This window comes from Nonlabens ulvanivorans (genome assembly GCF_032922765.1).
Taxonomy (GTDB): domain Bacteria; phylum Bacteroidota; class Bacteroidia; order Flavobacteriales; family Flavobacteriaceae; genus Nonlabens; species Nonlabens ulvanivorans.
Genome location: NZ_CP136694.1, coordinates 504,376 through 527,679, shown reverse-complemented (window position 1 = coordinate 527,679; position 23,304 = coordinate 504,376). Strand labels below are relative to the sequence as shown.

General features: G+C 35.0%; 14 protein-coding genes. 6 read left to right on the top strand and 8 right to left on the bottom strand.

Translation table 11 applies throughout. The annotated features are described in order from the left end of the window. Positions 1 to 19: 19 nt before the first annotated feature. The gene (locus tag R1T42_RS02365) at positions 20 to 544 is read right to left on the bottom strand and encodes a pyridoxamine 5'-phosphate oxidase family protein (protein WP_317291151.1); all 525 of its coding nucleotides are present in this window, start codon (positions 542 to 544) and stop codon (positions 20 to 22) included. A 335-nt stretch (positions 545 to 879) separates the two neighbouring features. Between R1T42_RS02365 and R1T42_RS02360 the strand changes: the two genes are divergently transcribed. The 5 genes from R1T42_RS02360 to R1T42_RS02340 are packed head-to-tail and all read left to right on the top strand — an operon-like array spanning position 880 to position 14,795. Next, complete coding sequence (locus R1T42_RS02360; protein ID WP_317291150.1) at positions 880 to 2,598, top strand: hypothetical protein; 1,719 nt, start codon at positions 880 to 882, stop codon at positions 2,596 to 2,598. An 11-nt stretch (positions 2,599 to 2,609) separates the two neighbouring features. Further along, a complete protein-coding gene (locus tag R1T42_RS02355) occupies positions 2,610 to 9,146 on the top strand; it encodes a hypothetical protein (RefSeq protein WP_317291149.1) in 6,537 nt (2,178 codons plus the stop codon). Between the two features lie 9 nt (positions 9,147 to 9,155). Then, entirely contained in the window at positions 9,156 to 11,225 is a 2,070-nt protein-coding gene (locus R1T42_RS02350; RefSeq protein WP_317291148.1) for a fibronectin type III domain-containing protein, read from the top strand. A gap of 17 nt (positions 11,226 to 11,242) precedes the next feature. Continuing rightward, complete coding sequence (locus R1T42_RS02345; RefSeq protein ID WP_317291147.1) at positions 11,243 to 14,071, top strand: sensor histidine kinase; 2,829 nt, start codon at positions 11,243 to 11,245, stop codon at positions 14,069 to 14,071. Continuing rightward, positions 14,058 to 14,795, top strand: a complete 738-nt coding sequence (locus R1T42_RS02340; RefSeq protein WP_317291146.1) for a LytR/AlgR family response regulator transcription factor — start codon at positions 14,058 to 14,060, stop codon at positions 14,793 to 14,795. Before R1T42_RS02345 ends, R1T42_RS02340 begins: the two co-directional genes overlap by 14 nt. Positions 14,796 to 14,821: 26 nt before the next feature. Here the strand turns inward: R1T42_RS02340 and R1T42_RS02335 are convergent, their stop codons facing one another. The 7 genes from R1T42_RS02335 to R1T42_RS02305 all read right to left on the bottom strand — a co-directional run bounded on the left by R1T42_RS02335 (position 14,822) and on the right by R1T42_RS02305 (position 22,217). Further along, entirely contained in the window at positions 14,822 to 15,808 is a 987-nt protein-coding gene (locus tag R1T42_RS02335) for a YihY/virulence factor BrkB family protein (protein ID WP_317291145.1), read from the bottom strand. 86 nt (positions 15,809 to 15,894) lie between these two features. After that, the gene (locus tag R1T42_RS02330) at positions 15,895 to 16,734 is read right to left on the bottom strand and encodes a 5-oxoprolinase subunit C family protein (protein ID WP_317291144.1); all 840 of its coding nucleotides are present in this window, start codon (positions 16,732 to 16,734) and stop codon (positions 15,895 to 15,897) included. Next, positions 16,727 to 17,434, bottom strand: coding sequence for a 5-oxoprolinase subunit B family protein (locus R1T42_RS02325; protein WP_317291143.1), 708 nt, complete (start codon positions 17,432 to 17,434; stop codon positions 16,727 to 16,729). Before R1T42_RS02325 ends, R1T42_RS02330 begins: the two co-directional genes overlap by 8 nt. Next, the gene (locus tag R1T42_RS02320; protein WP_317291142.1) at positions 17,427 to 18,176 is read right to left on the bottom strand and encodes a LamB/YcsF family protein; all 750 of its coding nucleotides are present in this window, start codon (positions 18,174 to 18,176) and stop codon (positions 17,427 to 17,429) included. The genes R1T42_RS02325 and R1T42_RS02320 overlap by 8 nt, the downstream gene beginning before the upstream one ends. Further along, positions 18,163 to 19,359 carry an Nramp family divalent metal transporter gene (locus R1T42_RS02315; RefSeq protein ID WP_317291141.1) on the bottom strand — a complete coding sequence of 399 codons (1,197 nt, stop codon included), beginning with the start codon at positions 19,357 to 19,359 and terminating at the stop codon, positions 18,163 to 18,165. The genes R1T42_RS02320 and R1T42_RS02315 overlap by 14 nt, the downstream gene beginning before the upstream one ends. Then, a complete protein-coding gene (locus R1T42_RS02310; RefSeq protein WP_317291140.1) occupies positions 19,340 to 20,458 on the bottom strand; it encodes a DUF2891 domain-containing protein in 1,119 nt (372 codons plus the stop codon). Before R1T42_RS02310 ends, R1T42_RS02315 begins: the two co-directional genes overlap by 20 nt. Positions 20,459 to 20,549: 91 nt before the next feature. Beyond that, positions 20,550 to 22,217, bottom strand: coding sequence for an alpha-amylase family glycosyl hydrolase (locus tag R1T42_RS02305; RefSeq protein ID WP_317291139.1), 1,668 nt, complete (start codon positions 22,215 to 22,217; stop codon positions 20,550 to 20,552). 133 nt (positions 22,218 to 22,350) lie between these two features. Here R1T42_RS02305 and R1T42_RS02300 point away from each other — a divergent pair, with 133 nt between their 5' ends. Beyond that, the gene (locus R1T42_RS02300; protein WP_317291138.1) at positions 22,351 to 23,220 is read left to right on the top strand and encodes a sterol desaturase family protein; all 870 of its coding nucleotides are present in this window, start codon (positions 22,351 to 22,353) and stop codon (positions 23,218 to 23,220) included. Positions 23,221 to 23,304 lie beyond the last annotated feature (84 nt).

The window sequence follows — 23,304 nt, the reverse complement described above, 5'->3', positions numbered from 1 at the left end:
TTAATAGATTAAGAATTTATTAAAAATATGAATTAGTCATTTCTTTTAATTTTAAACTTCCACTAGTTCCTATTTCTGTTTCATCGCCTGTAATAGCTGTGTAGGCTAATTTTGCTAAGGTTACAATTGAATTTGTTTTAGTATCCCAATACTGCGCTTGTTCTGGTGTGAAGGTCAATACCGTTATTGTTGTGTCATCTTTTCCATCAAACCAATTATTATCAAGATTTCCATAAAGCTCTTCAATTAAAACAGGATCCTTACTAATACTAGTAGATCCATAAACACTCAAAAACTCTTTAGACTTTACATCACTAAAAATCAATTGAGTATCTGCATCTTTTTGGATGTTTTTATTGTGATCACTCGTGCTTTTACTGAAAAATAAGATCGATCCATTATCATTAATTCTCTTAGGCGTCATAGGTATACTGTCGACTGGCTTTGACCCTAGATTAGTAAGCATCATACTGGTCTCAATCGATCTGGATAATTCTAAGTATTTCTCTAAAGCTTCTCTTTGGTATAGGTTTTCTGAACTCATTTTTTATTTTAAACATACAGACACATCATTGGTAATACTCTTAATTAATTACGAATTAACTCGTTTTTTTAGAAGTATCAACAACCATATCCGCATTTAATATGATTATTATCAGACACTTTAATACTTACACTCAATTTATCCTCTACTTGTAATGCTCTAAGAATGTTAAAATATGTTAAGGAACCAAATAAGCATTTCATGGAATGAAACCAACCATTGAATAAATAGCGATTGTCTTTTCTTAATGAAAGTCTCAAATTGTTCTTGTTAAATTGAAGAAGCCTGAATTAATTATTTAATTGAAGGTGACTTTTTATCAAGACTACAACATTATGGGGAGGAATGTTCAAATCGTTTTTACATTATTATTGTGTTTATTGATGGGTTTTCATGTTAGTAAGGCACAAGATGAAAAAGAAGATAAAAAGTCACCTATTCAGGTTACAGGAAGTTTAGGTTTTTACTATGACTACTATTCTTATACACAAGAAAACTATGCAAGTTTTAGACCTCGATATCCCGAAAATCTATTAAGACTTAACGCTCAAATGAGCATCAACTTTGGCAAGCACTTTAGCATACCTATAAGTGTCAACGTTACTAATCAAGACGTTATTTATAATTTACCTAGTGTACCAGAAGAAAGTGCTCTAGATTATATTCAAAATCCAGCAAACAACATAAGCATCAATCCTAAGTACAAATGGGCTCAAGGCTTTTTTGGTACGCAAACACCTATGTACACACCACTAACTACTGGTGACATACCCATCTTTGGAGTTGGTCTAGAAATAAACCCAGGTAAATTTATTCTATCTGCAGCAGTAGGGAAATCTCAACGTGCTATCGAACCAGATATATTATTAAACATACCTGGCGCCTATGAACAAAGTATTATCACGGCACGTATAGGAGTAGGAAAAATAGAAGGCTCTAAATTCACGATTAACGTAGTACGTGTGAGAGATCATAAAAATTCTGTACTTGCTAATCCCATAGGAATAGAACCTATTGAAGGTTTGACCATTTCACCCTATGCAGAATTTAAAGTGTTTAAAAAATTAAACATCCGTACAGAGACTGCTGGATCTATATTTACCAAAGATCTCTTTAATAATGGAGTCATCGATGAAGATTACATAACGGCAGTAGAAGATTTTATCACCGTTAATGCAAGTACTACCGCAGACTTCTCTCATAACACACGTATAGACTGGAAAGGAGATAAATTTCAATTAGGTGGTGAAGTACAATATATAGGTCCAGGATTTTTACCTGTGGGATATCGATTTGTAGAACGCGACATCCTAGATTATAAGGTCAATACTGGTATGAAACTATTTGACAACAAAGTAAACTTTACAGGTAGTTTTGGTATAAGAACTAATAATTTAAACGATACAAAATTATCGTCTTCAGAACGCATTATTTCTAATGCAAATCTATTTGCGCAAGTGACAGAATCTTTCTCTGTCAACCTCAATTACAGCAACTTTGGATTCAAAAACGATGCTAACATATTGAATCAACGCATAGAACTAGTCAATAATTCCATCACGGTATCGCCTTCCTACACGTTTAAAACAGAAAAGTACATGCACCTTATTACAGGTAATGTGGCGCTGACCAGTTTTGAGCAATTTGATGTCGTCAGTAACGCTTTCGCGAAAGCGGAAAATACCACCTACTCTATCAATTATAATATCTCTTTCTTAGAAAAGCCTTTGAGCATCGGTTTACAAGGCATCTATCTAGAAAACCAATTACCTACTGGAGATTTTACCATGTTGAATTATGGTCTTATAGCCAGCTACAAAATGCTAGATAAAAAATTAACGCCTTCCATAGGATTCAACTTTGCTCATGTAGACGTTCCTGGATTCACTACAGATTATAGAAAAAATTTAAACCTAAGATTGGGTTATAAACTGACTAAAAAACTGCAATGTAAACTGCAGTATCGCTACACAAATTTCAGATACGGTAATTCTAAACCTGGTGCCGCACTGGATCAAAATAGAGTTCAATTCTCTATTCAACAACGATTTTAATACACTGGATTATGAAAAAGATATTATTAATATTAGTTTTTGCATGCTGTTGTCAATGGGCTCAAGCACAATTACAAGCCACACTTAATGTAGATTCAAATCCTACTCCAGAATTAAGTGAATGGGTAAATCGTAATAATCTCGCCATTTTAACGGTGACTAATCCAGTTGCTGGTCTGACTATAGATTACCAAATTAAAGTTAGTCTACTATTAGATGGTGATGTAAAATTAACTACCGATAGATCTGTACCATATATGACGGCTGATCTAGGTACAGAAACATTTCTTGCAGATGAGTTGATCCCATATACTGCGGTACAGTTTATAGATGCTAAGTTTAAAGATAAAGTGTCTCGTACTGGTATGTTACCACCTGGCTCCTACAGTTTTTGTGTCGAGTTATTAGATCAAGAAGGTCGCAGTTTAACGCAACCAGAACAAATCTGTAGACCTATGATCATTACAGATTATCAAATGCCAGAACTACTTTCCCCTGACGATGATAAAGTAATCGATCCTTTATTGATTAACAGTCTAATGTTTCAATGGACACCACTAGTTCCTGTACCAGATGCCATGACTGGTATCACTTACCTAATTGCCGTAAGTGAAGTGCAGCCTGGACAAACGCCCAGTCAAGCATTCAGTGTGAATTACCCGATTATAGAAGAAGAAGTAACCATCGGGACGCAATTCATATGGCCACTAGATATCCCAGCACCAGATGAGGATCAACAATATGTTTGGGGAATTAAACCTATGACTAGAGAAGGTAATACTTATCGAGAAAAAAACAATGGTTTTGTAGATTATGGAGTGTTTACCGTACGCGGCAATAATAAAAGCGGTGATGAAAAAGGTGATGGAAATGACGATTTTATTAGTAATAATAAAAGTGGTAATGAAAGCGGAGATGATAAAGATGGAGACAATTCTATTAAAAATAATAAAGACCCATTCATTCCAGAAGTAATCAATTGCAATGCTAATCCAGAATATCCAGGGAACCCAAATAATTTGAGCAATCATATCATATTTATGGATACCGGTCTTAGTTATAAATATCATTTGACTGGATTAAATATTATACAACAAAAATATTGGTTACAAACAGTAGGTGGATATAAACCTATGGATTATCAATTGACTACTCATATCGAATGGGATCAAGTTCATCCTATGGAAATTATTTCAGCAAACGCCGTAGATATATATCATGATTATAATTCAAGTATTCATAATAATTTTTCGATTCCTACTACAATAAATATTCACTTTAGACTCGTTTCTCTTAAATCGGGAATGGTCTGTGTAAAAATTGTCCCTGTGGAGCTTAAAGATTCAACTTTTGATCAAGATAAAATTGATAAACTAAAGGAATGTGATTTTCCTTCACAAAGAGATTTTGAACGTGCAGTAAGTATTATCAACAGCGATCCAAACTCTGATCCATTAAAAATTGAAATATTTAATGTGGCAGATTTTACCGAGGAGATTAGACGAGAACTATTGTATCCTGGAGTTAATCATTATGAAGCAGAGTTAAATGTAAGCTACGATAATGGTTATCATGAACCTACTTATGAGGAAGTTCATGATCCTCAAATTGATAGAGGTGAAGACAGCACTATAACCCATACGTATACTAAAGATTGCGTTAGAAGAAAAATACCACAAAAAGTTTGCCTTACCTATACTATTAAAAGAAAAATACGTGGAGAAATTATAGTGTGCGAGAAAACTTATTGCCTTGAATTATCAGAAGAATTTCAGAGAGCGTTAGACGATTTAAAATATGATGAAGGCGCAGGAGATGATGATAATTCAGACGTTAACGACAAAGCTGGCGAAGAAGATTGTGCTTGTCTAGATAAAAGCAGTGTGACTATTCCAGATCTTACCATGGACTATACCGCAAATGGAGTTGGCACAGAACATACACTCACTGTTCCTGGTTCACCAGCAGCTTTACAATCCATTATAGATTGTATGGCTACAATTGAACAATTTGAAGGTATGGAAAATATGGATGGTCATCCAGAATATAATTATCAAGAACATTTTTTTACAGGAACAGTAACACATGAATGGCATATACCAGACGCTATAAATGACCCTAGTAACACACATATATTTACCGTTCTAGAGGACACAGATCAACCACTAGCAGAATTTGTGACCGTAACTTTTCATATTGTAAATGATAATGCTGGGATAGATTGTTATTTCACACAAGACGTGCCTGTACCACATGATGCATATAACGCGATAAACGGGACAGAAGAATGTGAATGTGATGATGACACAACGCTTACTGAGCCAGCACTTACCTTATTAAGACCAGATGTTGTCGAGGAACCTCGAGAAATTTTATTCGGCGGAATTACGGCTTATAGAGATTACTTATTAAATTGTAATAGTAATTACAGCCTTTCTACTCACTCTATGGAAGTCAATATTAATTGGGACGAAGACCATGACGAAGAGTCTATAGTAAATGCTGGACCTTTTACACATGCTTATGATACAGAAGATCATCAAATTCCATCTGAAATATGTGTAACCTTTACCATAACGCCTTTATTCCCTTCAAGCGATGGTCAAGCGTGTGAGGTAACTAAGTGTTTACCGGTGCCTATAGAATGGTTAGCATTAAATACTGCAGCTGAAGGAGATGGAGACATCGCTGATGGAGATAGCATTTTTGCAGGTAAACATGTGGATGGACAAGGTGAGTTTGAAATAGTCATAGACAGCATCACAGGAGATGGCCCATATTCTGGAACTGGAATCACACATATCCCATGGTTACTCGCAAACGTGGCTGTAGAATTTACCGATATTACCGTAGACGCAGATGCAAATCTTGTTTCTGGAGAAATCACAGTAATAGTAGCCGATACAGCGCCTGCTTATCCTTATGGATGTGTAGGAATGGGACACGATAATGCCGATGATATTCAAGATTGGTTAACTACAGATGGAGCTATCGTTGAGTACACACCTGCACTACCCTTTCTTGCACCTTTAGAAGCTCCATTTGGAATTGAATTTCCTGGTGGTGATATTATCGCAGTAAGTTCTATGGTTTTTAAACCTACAAAATCAGAGTTTAATTTACTAGTCATCAAACAATTTGAGCCAGACGTGAATCCAGATCAAGTATTAGGATTTAAAGCCTGTGATACAGACTTTCATCTAGCAGCACCTGTATGGCCACCAGAAAGACTAGAATTACTTGAAGATATTAGTATAGGAAATGTCAATAATAAAATCACCTTCACATTTAAAGCTCCAGTACCAGGAACTAGTCCTGGTTGTTTTATAGAATGGGGCAGTTCAGGAATTACAAACTATGCTGTTGAACTGGATGTAGATTTTACTAGAGAATGGTTAATTCCTGTAGATGAAATTGATGGAACAGAAAAATCAACCGCAAACCTAGTAGGTGCAGGAACTGCATGGGAAGGAATAGTACTTACTGGTAATCTTGAAGAATCTATATTATCTGCTACAATACCCGATCCAGATAATGGTACACCTACAGATTCTGGAGCACATGACTTTATTATTATTGCCGACGAGATTGCCATGGATATGTCTGATACCATGAACACGCCTGGAATGTCCTTTCCTCCTATTTACACTGGTGAAACTACCAATCTGTTTAGAGGTTTTTATATGGATGAATTAACGGTAAAATTCTCTCCTAATAAAATGAATACACCAAGTGGTGGCCCTATAGAAGTGAGCATTAATGACATGATCATAGATGATACCGGAATCACACTAACTGCTGAGGTAGAAAATCTCATCGCTTTTGGCGGTGCAGAAGTAGGTGATATGGTTGCTAGTGTAGATCGTATTTATCTAGAAATACTATCTAGTAATTTTGTAGAAGCTGGCGTTGAAGGTCGTATCGCTATACCAGTAAATGAAGGAAATGGAATTGATAACTCACTTGCTTATACTGCTTTGTTTAACAACCCGTTAGATCCAGCGTTGAATAACAATTTTCAAATAATTCTAGAACCAGATCAACCTATACAGAATGATCTTTTCGGTGGTGGACAATTTACTCTTGATGAGACTTCAAACTTATCAGGTTACTTTGATAAAGATAAAAGAACCTTTACCATGGATCTTAATGGTGATTTTGCGTGGGAAGATGCTACCGTAGGGCCTGTAGATCAAATCAACATGGCACTAGGTTTTGAAGGTCTAGGATTTGATTATGACAGCAGTTTATCCAGCAATAAATTATCCTTTGATGCAGGAAATTGGGCTTTTGCAAGTCCACAAAAGAAAGCTGCAAATTTCCCTGTGACGATTGAAGAAATTAAATTCAATCAAATGACTACTACTGGCAATCAATTAATGCGCGGTAAATTAAATTTTGATTTGATTTTCAACCTATCCAAGAAAATAGGAGGACGAGCAACATTAGGTATAGAAGGAGCCATTACAGACACTAAATCTAGTGGTGGGAAAACTTTTGATCCAGAATTATTAGGTGTAGTCATAGATGAAATTCATGTCTCTGCAGATTTAGCAGCCGTGAAAATAGATGGAATGCTCGCTTTTAGAACCGATGATCCTGAATATGGCAATGGGTTTCTAGGAACACTAGAAGCCGAGTTCAAAGCTGGTGGTATTAAAGTAAGTGCACTGGCAGAGTTCGGAAATACCACTTACAATCACACTAGTCCTTACCGATACTGGCGTGTTGAAGCTGCAGCGACTTTCCCTGCTCCAGGAATTACATTTTTACCGGGAATTGCCTTTAGAGGTTTTGGCGGTGGTGCTTTTCAAAATATGATTGCGACACCTGATGGAAGTGAGTTTATATTCACACCAGAGTATGATCAACTAGGTTTCAGAGCAAATGCAGTAATCGCAACGACTCCTAAAGAAGAGACTTTTAATGCAGACGTAGGACTACTGGCTGCCTTTTCTGGTAGTGGCGGTATGACCAATATTGCTTTTACCGGAGACTTCTTTGTAGGAGCAAAAATTGTAGATCGCAGTAAAGCCAAAATAGATGGTGCCGTAGGTGTTAGTTATAATTTTCCAAACAAGAAATTTATTTTAACCGCAGCTGTAAATATAAATGCACCACCTATCACGACTCCATCACCTATGAACTTGATTCTTGATATTGATGGAAAGAAGAATGAATGGTTCTTCAAATTTGGAGAACCCGATTATCTAAATACCGTTAATATAAGTGGAGTTTCCTTATATGAATATCTCATGTTTGGAAATAAAATCCCATTTCCAGGTGGATTTACGACGAGATTCAAGAATAACTATTACAGTGCCGTAGGGAACTATCCTTATGCAGGAACCACTGGTTCTGGTGGTGTAGGCAGTAATACAGAGCAAGGAAAAGGATTTGCTATGGGAATAGGTTTTATGTTTGATAAAAGTGGAGAATATAAGGTCACAAAATTCAATAGCGGAGAAAAAAAACATGTATTAGGATGGGATCTAGCCGCTGGAGCAGAACTACATCTCTCTTACATGCAGTATGTAGGTAGTTGTGGTGGGTACACTCCATTAGGTATCAACGGTTATAGAGCAAAAGGCGGATTAGGAATGTACGGTACTGCTGGTGCTAGAGTAACAAGATATAAAAAGAACGGAAGTACAAAATGGAATATTAACATCGCATCTATAAAAGCTGGCGCCTGGATAACGGGAGAATTTCCGAAACCAGTCTATGCCGCTGGTGCGGTAGAAGGTGAAGTAGGTCTTTTTGATGATCTTATTTCCTTTGACTTTTATCAAGCTTTTGAATACGGAACTTATTGTAACAATGGTAGTGCGAGTTCTGGTGCGCCAGTGACACAAGGAGATGCCGCTGCAGAACAGCAAAATGCATTAATTACTTATGTAAAAGCCAGTCCTGGTGCTAATTTCCCTTTACAGCAGCCTGTTATTGCAAAATTTGGTTTAACTCCAGACGTTGCGTTTGATGTCAGCGAGCAACAATCAAACGGTACCGTAGAAATGCGTACTTTCAAAATGGTAAAAACTCAATCATTTAAAATTGAAAATGAAACGACAGGAGCTTGGGAATTTGTAAACTTAGCACAAAAACAAAATAACCTCGGTGAATACTTATATATTAAACAAGCTAGTACAATGACAGCTACTATAGCTGCAGTAGCTATGCCACCTGCACCTAGTTTTGGGCTTTTAGGAATTGCCCCAGCAGCTTCAGTATATACTTCTTCACCTGCAATGGGAATATCTGGCTTATCTACTACAACCGCAGTTACTGGACCTAGTTCTCTTACCTCATTTCCGGTAACACCTAGCAGTGATTATGACGACTTACCACCAGATCCAGATCCTGTAATTAATGATTTACTGTACAATCGCAGATATAAATTTACGGTAACAGCAACATTAAAAGAGTACGTAGGAAACAGTTGGGTTACCGCAGTTAAAAACGATGGAACTCCTGTAACTCAAACAATCACTAAAACATTCAGTACGGGACCGGTGGTCGCAGTAGCAGCTAGTACTTCAACATTTTAAATAAAGGACATGAAAAAATATCTATCAATCATATTTATCAGCTTTTTATTTTTGTTTTCCGCTTTCGCGAAAGCGCAACAAGAACCGACTACCGTAATAAAAACCAAAGGACGGTATATTAATAATACCGTTGAGTTAAGATTTTTTCCTGACAGAAAAAGTACCATGAAACTTGCATTTAAATCTGGTTTTATAATTGAGCGAGCAAACGGTAGCGCAGGAAATTTTGTAGAAATAGGTCGTACTACACCATATAGTGAAGCGCAGTGGCTAGAAGTAATGAACGCTGCTCCAAATGAAGATAAAATGAACGAAATAGAACTTGCTATGGATTTTTATCTAGATGTACTTGAGGATAATGGTGGTACGATGAGTTTTAATGACGGTATAGGCGAACTTAAGAATCAAAAAGCAGCTGAAGATTTTCAACTAATGATCTCTTTACTTACCGCTATAAAAAATGCCGAAGCTGCAAAAGGATTAGGGTTTTCTTATGTGGACCAGACTGTAGAGAATGGAATTGATTACACTTATAGAGTTAAACTAGTTGCACCATCAACAATTTATAAAATAGAATCTATTCCATTCAGTATAAAAGCAATTAATAATTCAGATGCCCTTAAAAATAAAGTTTACATAAAAACAGGTGATACAGAACTAGGGTTTGTCTGGAATGAACATCCTGACTTGAGCGGTGTGGATGTAGAACGTACTATTAATGGTAAAAACGTTAAACTTAACAAGGCTCCTATTTATGCCATAAGAGGTAGCGACTATGACGGCCCTAAACGTACTGGATTTGATGAAGACAGTTTAGTTAACTATCAAAAATATACGTATCGTTTCTATGCTCAAACTCTTTTTGGAGAACGAGTACAGTTTGCAGAAGTAACAGGAATGCCTCGCGATAGAAAGCCACCACAGCAACCTTTTTTAAAGCAACCACAGCATGCTCAACCTGATGAGGTACACATCGAGTGGGAAATGCAAGCACCTATTGCTGGAGATTTTAAAGGTTTTGCCATATCAAGATCTGAAGAAAACAACGGTACATTTACCTTACTGCACGATAAATTATTACCGCAAACAGCTCGTAAATTTATAGACAAATCATTCTTGATGGATAAAACTAATTACTATCTCGTACAGGCAGTCGATACCGCAAATAATGTAAGTTCATCTTTTCCTGTAGCGGTAACACTAATTGATAGCATTCCACCTAGTAAACCTATATTTATTAAAGGTAAAATAGATTCCATTGGTGTCGTTACTGTTGATATTAAGAAAAACCCAGAGGCGGATTTAATGGGGTATAGATTATATAGATCTAACGCTGCAGAGCATGAATTTTCTGCAATTAAAGAAGGATTTCTATCTATTGATAGTATGGGAAGAGATGTAAAAACCGTATATAAAGATACCGTTACTTTAAAGTCTTTAACTCCTTATATATATTATAGAGTTGAAGCTCTTGATTTTAATCACAACACATCCGAATTTTCAGAAATTTTGAAAGTCAAAAGACCAGATAAAATTGCTCCTACCACTCCAGTATTTAAAAAAATAAAATCTACTGAAGATGTTATCGAATTACAGTTTGCCTTGAGTAAAAGTATAGACGTAAAAGAACAAATCCTCTATCGTAAAACAGACCTTAAAGCACCATGGGAAAAATATCAAATTTTAAAAAATGACCAACTTACCTTCATAGATAAAAATGTAAAAAAAGGAACGATTTATTATTATAGTATGAGAGCAATCGATGAAAGTGAAAATGCATCAGAATATGCAGTTCCGGTACAAGGTAAAACCTATAAGACTGGTGTTAGACCAACTGTAGAAGATTTAAGAATTACTACTAAAAATGGTGAGGTTACTCTAGTTTGGAGTTATAAAGACTTAAATGAAGAAACCTATTTTGTGATTTATAAGAAAAATAAAGATGGTCAGTTTGTGAGACACGGTAGGTCGTTAAAATTACGCTTCAGCGAAAGCGAGAAAAATAAAAGCATCTATGCTGTTAAAGTATTTACAACTGACGGTGGGCAATCTAAATTAAGTAAAGAAGTAAGTATTTAATAGTATTTTTAGACAGAATGATAAAGTCGTGGATTCTAGTTACTTTTTTTATCGCCTTTAATTGGAGCGCTGCACAATCTTATACCAATTATTCTGAAAAAGATGGTTTACCTAGTAATCATGTTTACAAAATCACACAAGATTCAAATGGCTTTATATGGATTGCTACAGATGAAGGTCTCGTAAAATATAATGGCACTGACTTCAAAGTTTTCACTACTCAAGAAGGCCTACCTACTAATGATATATGGAATATTTTTCCTGCTGAGGATGGTAAACTTTGGTACATCGCAAAAAGTACTAGCATGGGATACATTCTCGATAACGTGGTCCATAATTTCGTAAACAAAGAGGCGGATGTAAGTATTGATCCAATCTATAGCGGATTCACCGGTGATTCTTTAATACTATCGGGAACCTTTAGATCTCATAACCTTAATTCAGATTTCAAATGGGAAGAAATCAATTATAATATTCATAAGGATTATTCAAATGTATCTTATTTATCCCATAAAAAATATAAAGGTATCGTACGAAGTGTGTTAGATAATGATAGACTTAATTTAGTGACCAGAGATAATAATTTACAACCGTTACAGGATTCATTATTTACATTTGACAGCCATTCTAGAGGTCAACTAACAGACTCACTTTATGTAGGTAACTCCAAAAATTCTTATGGCTTTATAGATTTTAATAATTTAGAAACAAGGAGATATACCTATGAAAGTGAATTAAACGTACCATTCTTAAAATACTCTCGATTACATCTAGCAAACAACAATATACAGCTTACTGGTGAGCACGTTGTTGCAATACTTGATGATTTATTAAAAGTCAAAGAGGTTGTTCAAATTCCTATTGAATTGAAATCGCATTACTCCTTCATTGATAAAGAAAATACTGTATGGATTGCCACATTTTCAAATGGTATTTATAAACATTCCATAAATGAAAATAGAATCAAAGAAGAATTAAAACATTTTAAAATTGTTGATATAAAGCGTATTAATAACAAAATTATTGCGCTAGTAAATGAAAAAGGTTTTTATCAATTAAATGAGAAAACCAATACTTTTCAACCCTATATGGATAGTAATGACTTTTTATATGATGCCGAATATATAAAGAAAACGAACACTTCTCATTTTATAACAAAAAAGAACATATTTTCAATCACAAAAAACGATTCTCTCAATCTGAAATTTGACCTGGTTAATGAGAGAGCACGATCAATGACTTTTTATAAAGGCTTCATTTATGGTCACTATACAGTAGGTATAAATAAAATAGCACCATATAGCTTAGAAAAAATAAAACCCTATAGTTTAAGCGGTGTGAGATGCTCAACAACCATGGAAGACCGATTAATTTTTGGAGGATCTAATGGACTGTACGAGTTAGTAAATGATAAAATTACTGGAATTGAATCTTTAACTAATTTTAAAAAGCCTGTAATTGATATCGCTAGCGTTAATGATAAAACTTTAATCGTCTCTACTAGTGGATATGGTGTATATCAAACTGATTTAAAAACTATTACACTACTAGAAGGAAGTGAGTTTTTAAAATCTAATAATCCCTGTATCTCAGAAAATCAACTGTACTTATCTACAAACAAAGGTATTTATTACTATGAATTCATTGATGGCAAATATCAATTTAAGCATTCATGGAATAATACTAATGGGTTACCTACTGATAAGATTAATGGAATTGAAAAGGTCAATAATGAATTATTAGTTGCTACTAATCAAGGTATCATCCACTACCCTATTGATTATGTTTCTTCTCAAAATTTAATAGATATATATGTAGATCAGGCTCTATATGCAAGTCACGATTTAAAACTTAACAACCACACCAGTTATATTCCAGATAGTGATCTTCAACTCGTCATTAATAATATAGATTATAGAGTAAATAAGAAAATGTACTATGAATTCAGGTTATTACCTACTCAAAAAAAATGGACCGTTGCAAATTCTTCTAATCTGACCTTTTCAGATTTAAGTCCAGGCGAGTATAATTTGGAACTGCGCAGTGAAGGAATTAATAAGAGTTTTAATTTTCAACTAGAACCGCGCTGGTATCAAAGCTGGTGGTTCTATTTAATGACTCTATTGACCGTAGTGACACTTATCATATTAGTAACAAAGGCATTAACTAAAAGATCTGAAGAAAAGAAGAACAGAGATTTATTACAGGCTCAAAAACTATCAGAATTACAACTTAAGGCGTTACGCTCTCAAATGAATCCGCATTTTGTTTTCAATTCTCTTACGGCGATACAGTATTATATCAATGAAAACGACTTTGAAACATCAGATCGATATTTAGTTAAGTTTTCTAGATTAATTAGAGAATTTTTTGAACTCAGTAAAGAACAACACATTACTATAGAACGAGAAATTGAACTTTTAAAAAACTATCTAGATTTAGAATCTTTACGTTTTAATAAAAAGCTCAATTACAACATCGAGGTAGATCCTGACTTAAACTTAAAAGACATTATCCCTAGCATGCTCTTACAGCCTATTGTTGAAAATGCTGTCAATCATGGTATTTTTAATAAATCGGTTGCTGGATTGATTACTGTTAAATTTATAAAGCTGGATGAAAAACAAATACAAATTCATATCATTGATGATGGTGTAGGGTTTAAATTTAAAAAGGATGATGTTAGGTATAAATCATCATCTGTTTTAGAAGATCGTTTGAGATACTTAAAAGCTTCTGGTTTATGGGAAATAGAATTAAAAAGAGGACCAGCATCAAGCGATATTGAATATCCTGGACATGAAGTGATTTTTAATCTAAAAAAATTAAATGATGAAAACCTATAAAGCTATACTGGTAGATGACGAGCACTCTGCTTTACAAAATCTTAAAAAGAAGATTGAAAAAGTATGCCCTAACGTTTACGTGATCGCAACATTTCAGGATCCCAAAATGGCATTAGATTACATCAATTCACATGCTACAGACATTTTGTTTTTAGACATTCAAATGCCTGGCCTTAATGGGTTTGAATTATTAAATAGTATTAATGAATTAAAATCTCAAGTCATTTTCTCGACCGCTTATGGAGAATATGCTTTAGAGGCTATCAAAAAAAGTGCTGTTGATTATATACTTAAGCCTGTTGATAACACAGAGCTCAAAGAGGCATTAGAAAAAGCAATTTTTAATATAGAAAAAGAGAACGCAGATCAAAATTCAAATCTTGTAGAGTTGCTCAATAAGATAATCGATCGTGATCATAAACTAAAAGTTCCTACCCAAAAAGGTATCTCATTCATTCCGCAAGAAGAAATTATACATCTAGAAGGTTATGAAGGTTATACAAAAATACATCTAGCAGATGGTAAAACTCTTACCAGTTCCTATAGCTTAGGTAGATTTAACGACTACCTAGACGACTATTTTTTTAAGTGTCATAAGTCTCACATAGTAAATATAAAAGCTGTAAGAGCCTTTGAAAACGAAGGTTATGTTGTGATCGGCGATGAATACCGTGTACCAATAACTAAGACATACAAACAGGCTTTTCTCGAGTTATTCAGTTAGGTTCATTACGCTTTCGCGGAAGCGTACTAGCGATCCACAATAGGATTATCATCTGAGTTTATCAATTCTTCAATTTCTTTCTCGGTAACATCTGCTCCTTTATCCGTGATGATAAGCTCTTCTCTATACTTTAAGGATTTTGAACTCGGTGAGATTCCATTACCATAACGAGAAGCATAAATTTTAATAAATTCAGCCCCATAGAAAAGAATCAGTGAAGAATAAGACACCCATAAAAGTAATAATACAATAAGACCTGCTGCGCCATAAGCACTAGCTGGCGAGGATTGTGTGAAATATATTTCCATTAAGAACTTACCGGTTTCAAATAAAACTCCCGTTAGCAAGGCACCAGGCCATACCATTTTCCATTGTAGTCTTGCATCTGGTAAATATCTAAACATCAACCCAAATAGAAATGAAATAATCCCCAAAGAAACGATATAGTTGACCAGTAAGGCTAGTTGTCCTAAATAATCTGCAATATGGACTTGAATCCAGTCCTGTAATACACCGATGACCGCAGATAAGATGAAACTTATTAAAATTAAAAACCCAAGAACGAGAATAAACCCAAAACTCTTTACGCGATCCGTAATGATTTTCCACCACGGTGTTTTAGGATTAATTTTGAGCTTCCATATTTTATTTAAAGAAAGTTGTAGCTGATAAAAGACACCTGTTGCAGCAAAAACTAATGTTGATATCCCAACAATTTTTGCAAACCAACTGTCTGAATCTCGGCTTGCCGCTTGTAAAATCCCATTGATACTTTCGGCACTATCATACCCTATTAATGATGTAAGGCTAGAGGTCAATCTACCTGTGGCAATTTCAGTATCCCATACCGCTCCCACGATGTTAATCATAATGACTAGCAATCCTGGTAGTGCTAGTATTGTATAATAAGCAACACTAGCACTTAATTGCCACACATCATCATCGTTCCATTTTTTTGCACTTTCCCATAAAATGGACGGCAAATGAAGCCATTTAAATTTTTGCTGAGACATTGTTTCTTTTAAGCATGTTACTACGAATTAAAGAAGTAATCTTAAGTATTCCAATAGCATTAGATATAGTTTAACTTAAAATTCTATTAATTCTTGATTATAAAATCTAAGGCTTCTCCTACTCTTTTTTGACTAATGATATTCACAGCTTCTTCAGTAAGTTGTAGAACTCTAGGATAACCACCTGTAGTTTGTGCATCTCTCATTAAAACAATTAATTTACCGTCTGGTGTTAACTGAATCGTTCCTGGTAATACAGGACTACTTTTAATAGCTGATAGAGTATGAACCAAAGTCTCTTCTAATTGAAACGCCATACGATTCCATAATTTTGAAATTGTAAAAGAGGTACCTAGTAATTGTTCTTGTTGTTTTCTATTGAGCAAATGAAATTCTGGACCTGCATATGCTTTTAAACTAGCGTTTAAATTTGATGGTATTTCATCAAATTGGTCTATACTTTTTTCTGCTCGATGATAAGAAAGGTGATCACCTTTTTTAAGTAATGCGTTGTCTAAAATATGTGGATAGTAAGATTGACTACCTAGAGATTCTTCAGATTGAAAACCTTCTTTAATACTCATATAAATGAAATTACCTCTTATCGCTGGGCCTATTTTAACTACATCTCCTGTTTTTACTGCTATAACACATGGACTTTCATATCCCATGCATTGAACTACTATCTTACAATACGCACCAGTGATTGCAATTTGTGTAGGTTCTGAAAAGATAATTTCTGCACCTAATAATGTCATTTCAATTACCGCATCATCATCCCTATTATTTAATAATCGATTTGCGAGACGCGAGCTATCTTGATCAATAGCACCACTATGTGGCACACCATATTCTCTATAATCTAGTCTACCCATATCTTGAATAGTAGAATTAAATCCTGAACTAAGAATTGTAAGTCTAGCCATTTTTAAATTGATTAATATCTAAAGGATTTAAATTTTGTTCTAAATCTTCAAAAAACGATTGATCGACTTCATAAAATTCAACTTGATCATTGATCGATAGTAAAAAAGGTTGTTCTCGTTCTCTATTAAATAGTGGTACAGGACAATTCCCTAATACATACCAGCCACCAGGACTACTTTGTGGATAGATTCCACAAATTCCTGCCGCAATAGCTACAGATCCTGTTTTGACCTGTAATGATGGTGTCACCTTACGAGGAATGGATAATATCTCAGGCAATCCATTTAGATACGGAAACCCAGGCAAAAACCCCATAAAATGAACAGTATAAACTGCTTGTTGATGTAGACGAATTATTTCACCAATTTCCAAATCTGTATACTTTGATACCGCTCGTATATCTGCGGAAAGACGATCATAATAAACCGGTAATTTCCATTTATTAATAACACGCACTGGTGATGGAGTAATGCCTTTTAATAGCAATTTTACCTCATCGATTAAAGTACGAGTTACAGACTCTTCACGCCATAATATGAGAACAGAATTAAATCCTTGATTCAATACAACCCTATGCCTATATTGATCATTAATTAATCTCGTAATGTATGAACGATATTCCTGTACATTAGTATCTACATCGATAGTAACCAGTAGACTATTCTCATTATATTGATGATATAAAATGAAGCTATCCAATTTTAATTCGATTTAAATTCAATGCAGTAATTACCTCATTAAAATTGTGAACTATCGATAGATTATCTCCATGCACACAATAGGTTTGTGCATTTAAGGGGATTTCCTGCTCATCTATACAAATCACCTTATGTTCATGAACCATCATTGATAGTTGATTAACAAGCTTTGATACATCTTCAATAACAGCATTAGCATCATTGCGAGAAACTAATTTCCCTTCACAAACATATCGCCTATCTGCAAATGCTTCTCGATCATAGGATAATCCATGATTCTTTAATTCTAGTTCTAATAGACTACCAGGTGGTACATATAATTTAACCTCAGGATATTTATCTTTAACTAATTGAACAGTCCATTTTACATAATCGGTAAGGTGTGCTGTGGCATGATATAAGGCACCATGCATCTTAATATGATTCATGGTTATTCCTAGCTCTAAAGCTACATCATGGAACTGTTGGATTTGTTTAGATACGCTTTCGCGAAAGCGTGCTTCATTCCAATCTAAATGAATTCGACCAAAATTCTCTCGATCTTCAAAAGAAGGATGCGCACCTGTTTTAACACCATGTTTTTGAGCTAAAAGCAAGGTCTCTTTAATAGAATTGTAATTACCATAATGGCCACCACATGCAACATTACAGGAACTTATAAACGGCATGACCTGTTTTTCAATAGTCATTCCTTCACCTAAATCCATATTAACATCAATCGTAACCATATCAGATAATTTCAAATACCTTTAAAAGTGTTTTAGCACCCAATAAAATGGCTATCGCGATAACAATTATGGCCATAGCATTTTGCCAGATCTTGTTTTGGAATGGTCCTAAAAACTTCTGATTCACCAGCCAAAGTAATAGAATAGCCATAATAGGTAATAACAATCCATTTGCTATTTGAGCAAAAGTGATGATATCTAGTGGCTTTAAACCTATACTAGAAAATAGCACTCCTAGTGCTAGTATAATCATCCATACCGCTCTAAAAGACCAACTTTTCATATTACCATGCCAGCCTAAACAACCTTTTACTACATATGCAGCAGCAAGAGGCGCAGTAATCGCACTGGTAATTCCGGCTGCTAGAATACCTATAGAAAACACATAAGTTGACGCCAAACCGAAAATCGGTTCAAGAGCTTTGGCTAGATCTGCTCCTGTAGAAACTTTAGTGGATTGTAAGGCTGTTGCCGCAACAATGATAGACATAGAGACTAATCCTCCTAAAATGACACTTATAACAGTATCTTTTCTAACGGCACTTAAATCTGTACTTTCATTCCACTTCTCACTTACTAATGATGCATGTAAGAAAAGATTATAAGGCACTACGGTAGTACCTATTAAACCGACAATGGTTAACAAATTACCTTCATTAATAGAAGGAGTAAATAAACCTTTTAAAATCAAACTAAAGTCTGGTTCTATCGCTATTGCGGTTGCTATAAACGATATTCCCATGATAACGACTAGCGTGATTAACACACGTTCTAATACCTTATAATTACCATAAATGAGTAAACAAAAAGCGATTAATCCTAGTAGTAACGGAAAATACCATTGTGTACCGAAAATGATATTTAATCCTAGCACACCACCAGAAATATTACCAGCTTCATAAGCCGCATTACCTACCGCAATGGCAGCTAGTACAAGAATAATTATAGCCATTCTTATGATTTTATTGCTAATTGTACTGTGCAATATTTCTGGTAATCCTTTACCAGTAATCAATCCTAATCGAGCGGCCATCTCTTGTAATACAATCGTCGCAAAAACAGAAAGCAACATCGCCCAGAGCAGACTATAACCATAGTTTGCACCAGCAAGAGTACATACGGTAACAGTTCCAGGACCTATAAAAGCCGCAGCTACTAAAGTACCAGGACCTATATTCTTAAAGATCTTCTGGAACATGCGATGCATTTTGTAAAGCATAAATAGCAAAACTACCCAACCAGTGTCCACCGGCATAATCGTCTGCCACGAGATTAGGTAACGTATTGGTCAAATGTGCATCTGCAGTTTCTTGTAATGCAGCATATTGCTGTGGATACTGACTGATCAAGCCATAAAGCACCCATGCACGACTTAAGTTCAATCCATCGATATGCACTAGTTTACCATCACTACGATCTGATACACGTCCTATTTCAATCTCTAAATCTCCATGTTGAATATTAGGTATAAACGCAGCAACCCATTGATGAAAATCTGCAGCTGGTAAAATGCGCCTCATGATATCAATTTCTTCTAGACATGGTGATAGGAAGTCATAACCACTAGGTTCCCAAGATAATGGGCAGTCTGTATCACCAGTATAAAATTCTTTGGCTTTAGATTCAATTACATTTTTTAAATCTTGTTCACCAGCATGTGTGGCATAATCCCAGGCAAATACCATCCCAAATGCTGTGTTAGAATGCTCACCTACTCTTATGGCATAATTAAGTTTAGGTAAGTAGTCTGTATATCGCTCTATAACGACATCACTTAAAGGTTTTAGAATTTGAGCTAGTTCTTGTCCTTGAGGATCTTCCCAGGTGTCCAGTTCTTGTTGTAATTTAAGCAACCATGCCCATCCGTATGTGCGTTCAAATGTTTTATTATTCTCCGTATTTAAGTACGCTATTTCAACCGCGATATTCTCTGTGGTAAGATTGCGTTTTATTTTTGCTAGTAATTCTTCTCTAGCTTCAAGTTTTGGAAACTGCTTAATTAAAGTCACAGCGCTCCAATAGCCGTGTACTGCACTATGCCAGTCAAAACAACCATAAAATACCGGATGCTGGTCTGTTGGTCTTTTTTGATCTTCTGGTGCTGCGGTAACATGCCCCATTTTATTAGGATACTCTGTCTCAATACAATGTAAAGGTAATGCCGCAAGATTATTGGCCTGATCTAAATGTAGTTGAGGAGTTGCAATTTCATCAACGATATCCACCTTTTGCTCTTCAACTTCATTTTTACATGCGATTAAACCCAATACTATAAGCGAATAAAAAAAATACTTCATCTTTAAATCTTAGTTAAGATTCTAAAGATAAAGCATCCTTAATGGATTATAATAATTACGCTTACGCGAAAGTGTAATTATAAATTACTAATTAAACATTCTCTAAAAGAAAAATACCATGACTAACTTGAACGGTAACTTTTCCATCTATCACATCTAAAATTGTTCCCGTATAAGCATTACGTAATTGAGTAAGATCTTTAAAAACACGAGTAACATCTATAGTTAAACTACCGTCTTTTAATCCTGCTCCAGCGATTATTTGATCTTTAAAACCGTTTTTATTATACCATCTAGCAAAAATGGTTCCCGGTCCATCATGTTCTAGGGAATGATGGCTGCCTGCACCTACCGCAGAATGATTGTTACGGTACTTACCTAATTTTTGCCAGTGGCTCAATAGATCTTTATCGATAGAATCCCAGTCCATAACGGATCTTAATGTGGCATCGCCTTGAGTTCCTTCTATGATAAGAGGTCTTGCTATCTCATCACCATAATAGATTTGAGTCATTCCTGGTGAGAGTAATAGCTTAGTAGCGCTCTCAAATGTACGTTCTCTAGCTGCATCAAATGGTTGACCATCATCATGACTGCTGATATAATTCATAAAATAAGCAGGATCTTTAGGGTTTTCTAGAAGTAAGCTATCTCTAAAGCCATCATATCTTTTAAATAGCTCTTTATATGGCGCTATGGCATGTCTCTTGAAACCAAAATTAATCATCGCGTCATAGCCATAATCAAAATAGTCTACTGGGTTATCATTGAAAAAATATTTTCTACCACCACTCGCCTCATAACCGTATAACTCTCCTAGAATGAAGAATGCATCGTCGTGTATTTTCTTTTCAGGATTGGCTTTCTTCCAATCTTCATAAGCTATAGTGGCTTGTTCATTAAAGACTTTCCAAACCTCTTCTTCTACATGCTTCACCGTATCAATTCTAAATCCATCGACACCAGTTTCACGAGCATAATCAGTAACCCATTTAATAATATAGTTAACCGGTGTGCGTGGTAACCCTGTGCGATTAAAGAAGTCATCTAACTCTTTAAGTTCTGCTTCAAGGCGGCCTTCTTGTCTCCATTTTTGAACCAAATGTTCTGGTAATTCTACTTCTTCTTTACTATCCGTTCTTATATCTGGTAGGTTATCAGTTAATGTACAACTTACAGCAGTTTCTTGATCCTGATAGGTACAAGAAGGACCTGTACGCACCCAATCTGCTGGCCATACAGAATCCATATCTGTTTCAGGTCCGGTATGATTTATAACGACATCTAGTAAAATCCTTATATTTTTATCATGCGCCTTTTGAACTAATGATTCAAATTCTGCCTGTGTGCCATAACTAGGTTCTACTGCAGTCCAGTCTTTTGCCCAATAGCCGTGAAAGGCATAAGAATATCCAGTTCCTTCATCAACACCATCGTGAATTTGTTCCCAGATAGGTGTTAACCAAATGGCATTAACTCCTAAATCTGTAAAGTAATCATCGTCTATTTTTTCAATGATTCCGGTAAAATCTCCACCTTTAAATCCACGTAATTTACCTGTCTCTTTATTTCTGTTTATAATGGTATCGTTTGAAACATCACCGTTTTTAAAACGATCTGTCAGTAGAAAATAGACATTTGCTGCACTCCAGTCATAATGAGCCTGCTCTTTTTCTAGTGGTATGGTTTTACTTTCAACCTCAGTCTTACAGGAATAAATTACTAATATTAAAAATAGAAAGAGAATGGAGTTTTTCATGAATTTAATTTTACTTGCTCAAAAATAAAGGATAGACAGTACTTTATACTAGAATAGATTTCTAATATTGAGATAACGTTGTAGTAAGTGCAACAAGTAGTAATTTTATACATTATAAAACGACATTACATACATGCAAGATTATATCGATCTATTTATTAATTCCTTTTCTGATTATTGGAATTATCTCGTTAAAGAAATCACCACGCCATCATGGACCAACTATTTTTATTGGCTAGTGGGACTTTCATTATTAGTATTTACCTTAGAAATTATAAAGCCGTGGCGCAAGGATCAGAAAGTATTACGTCGTGATTTTTGGTTAGATCTATTTTATTTGTTTTTCAATTTCTTTTTATTTTCTTTAGTCGGTTATAACTCTATTTCAAATGTTGCCGTTGCAGCATTTAATGATGGTCTTAAAAGTATAGGAATTGAAAATCTAGTTGCCATCGAATTGGGTAGCCTTCCCGTATGGAGCCAGTTGCTTATCATGTTTATTATTGCAGATTTTATACAATGGAACATCCATCGTTTATTACATCGCGTGCCTAGGTTATGGGAGTTTCACAAGGTACACCATAGTATTAAAGAGATGGGATTTGCGGCGCAATTTAGATTTCATTTTATGGAAACTATTATTTATAAAAGTCTTCAATACATACCATTAGCTATGTTAGGCTTTGGTATTGAACAATTCTTTATAGTCCATATGCTCAGTGTCTTTATCGGACATTTAAACCATGCAAATTTGAATTGGGATTATGGTCCTTTAAAATACATTATCAATAATCCTAAAATGCATTTATGGCATCATGCAAGAGATTTACCTGCTGACCATAAGTACGGTGTAAATTATGGATTATCCTTAAGTATTTGGGATTACCTTTTTGGCACTGCTCATGTTCCTTATCACGATGCTCATCTAGAATTAGGATTTCATGGCGATGAACACTATCCGGATAGTTTTGGCGAGCAGTTGGTTGAGCCTTTTAAGAAGTAAATTGGTCATTTTAAAAACTCTTTAACTCAAATCATTTTTAATTAATATAAGTATTTATCAAGTTTTAAAATCGACTCAAAAAAC

Excerpts from the sequence above, each read along its gene's own strand:
- R1T42_RS02365 (WP_317291151.1), bottom strand. The coding sequence starts at position 544 with ATGAGTTCAGAAAACCTATACCAAAGAGAAGCTTTAGAGAAATACTTA.
- R1T42_RS02360 (WP_317291150.1), top strand. The coding sequence starts at position 880 with ATGGGGAGGAATGTTCAAATCGTTTTTACATTATTATTGTGTTTATTG.
- R1T42_RS02355 (WP_317291149.1), top strand. The coding sequence starts at position 2,610 with ATGAAAAAGATATTATTAATATTAGTTTTTGCATGCTGTTGTCAATGG.
- R1T42_RS02350 (WP_317291148.1), top strand. The coding sequence starts at position 9,156 with ATGAAAAAATATCTATCAATCATATTTATCAGCTTTTTATTTTTGTTT.
- R1T42_RS02345 (WP_317291147.1), top strand. The coding sequence starts at position 11,243 with ATGATAAAGTCGTGGATTCTAGTTACTTTTTTTATCGCCTTTAATTGG.
- R1T42_RS02340 (WP_317291146.1), top strand. The coding sequence starts at position 14,058 with ATGAAAACCTATAAAGCTATACTGGTAGATGACGAGCACTCTGCTTTA.
- R1T42_RS02335 (WP_317291145.1), bottom strand. The coding sequence starts at position 15,808 with ATGTCTCAGCAAAAATTTAAATGGCTTCATTTGCCGTCCATTTTATGG.
- R1T42_RS02330 (WP_317291144.1), bottom strand. The coding sequence starts at position 16,734 with ATGGCTAGACTTACAATTCTTAGTTCAGGATTTAATTCTACTATTCAA.
- R1T42_RS02315 (WP_317291141.1), bottom strand. The coding sequence starts at position 19,359 with ATGTTCCAGAAGATCTTTAAGAATATAGGTCCTGGTACTTTAGTAGCT.
- R1T42_RS02310 (WP_317291140.1), bottom strand. The coding sequence starts at position 20,458 with ATGAAGTATTTTTTTTATTCGCTTATAGTATTGGGTTTAATCGCATGT.
- R1T42_RS02305 (WP_317291139.1), bottom strand. The coding sequence starts at position 22,217 with ATGAAAAACTCCATTCTCTTTCTATTTTTAATATTAGTAATTTATTCC.
- R1T42_RS02300 (WP_317291138.1), top strand. The coding sequence starts at position 22,351 with ATGCAAGATTATATCGATCTATTTATTAATTCCTTTTCTGATTATTGG.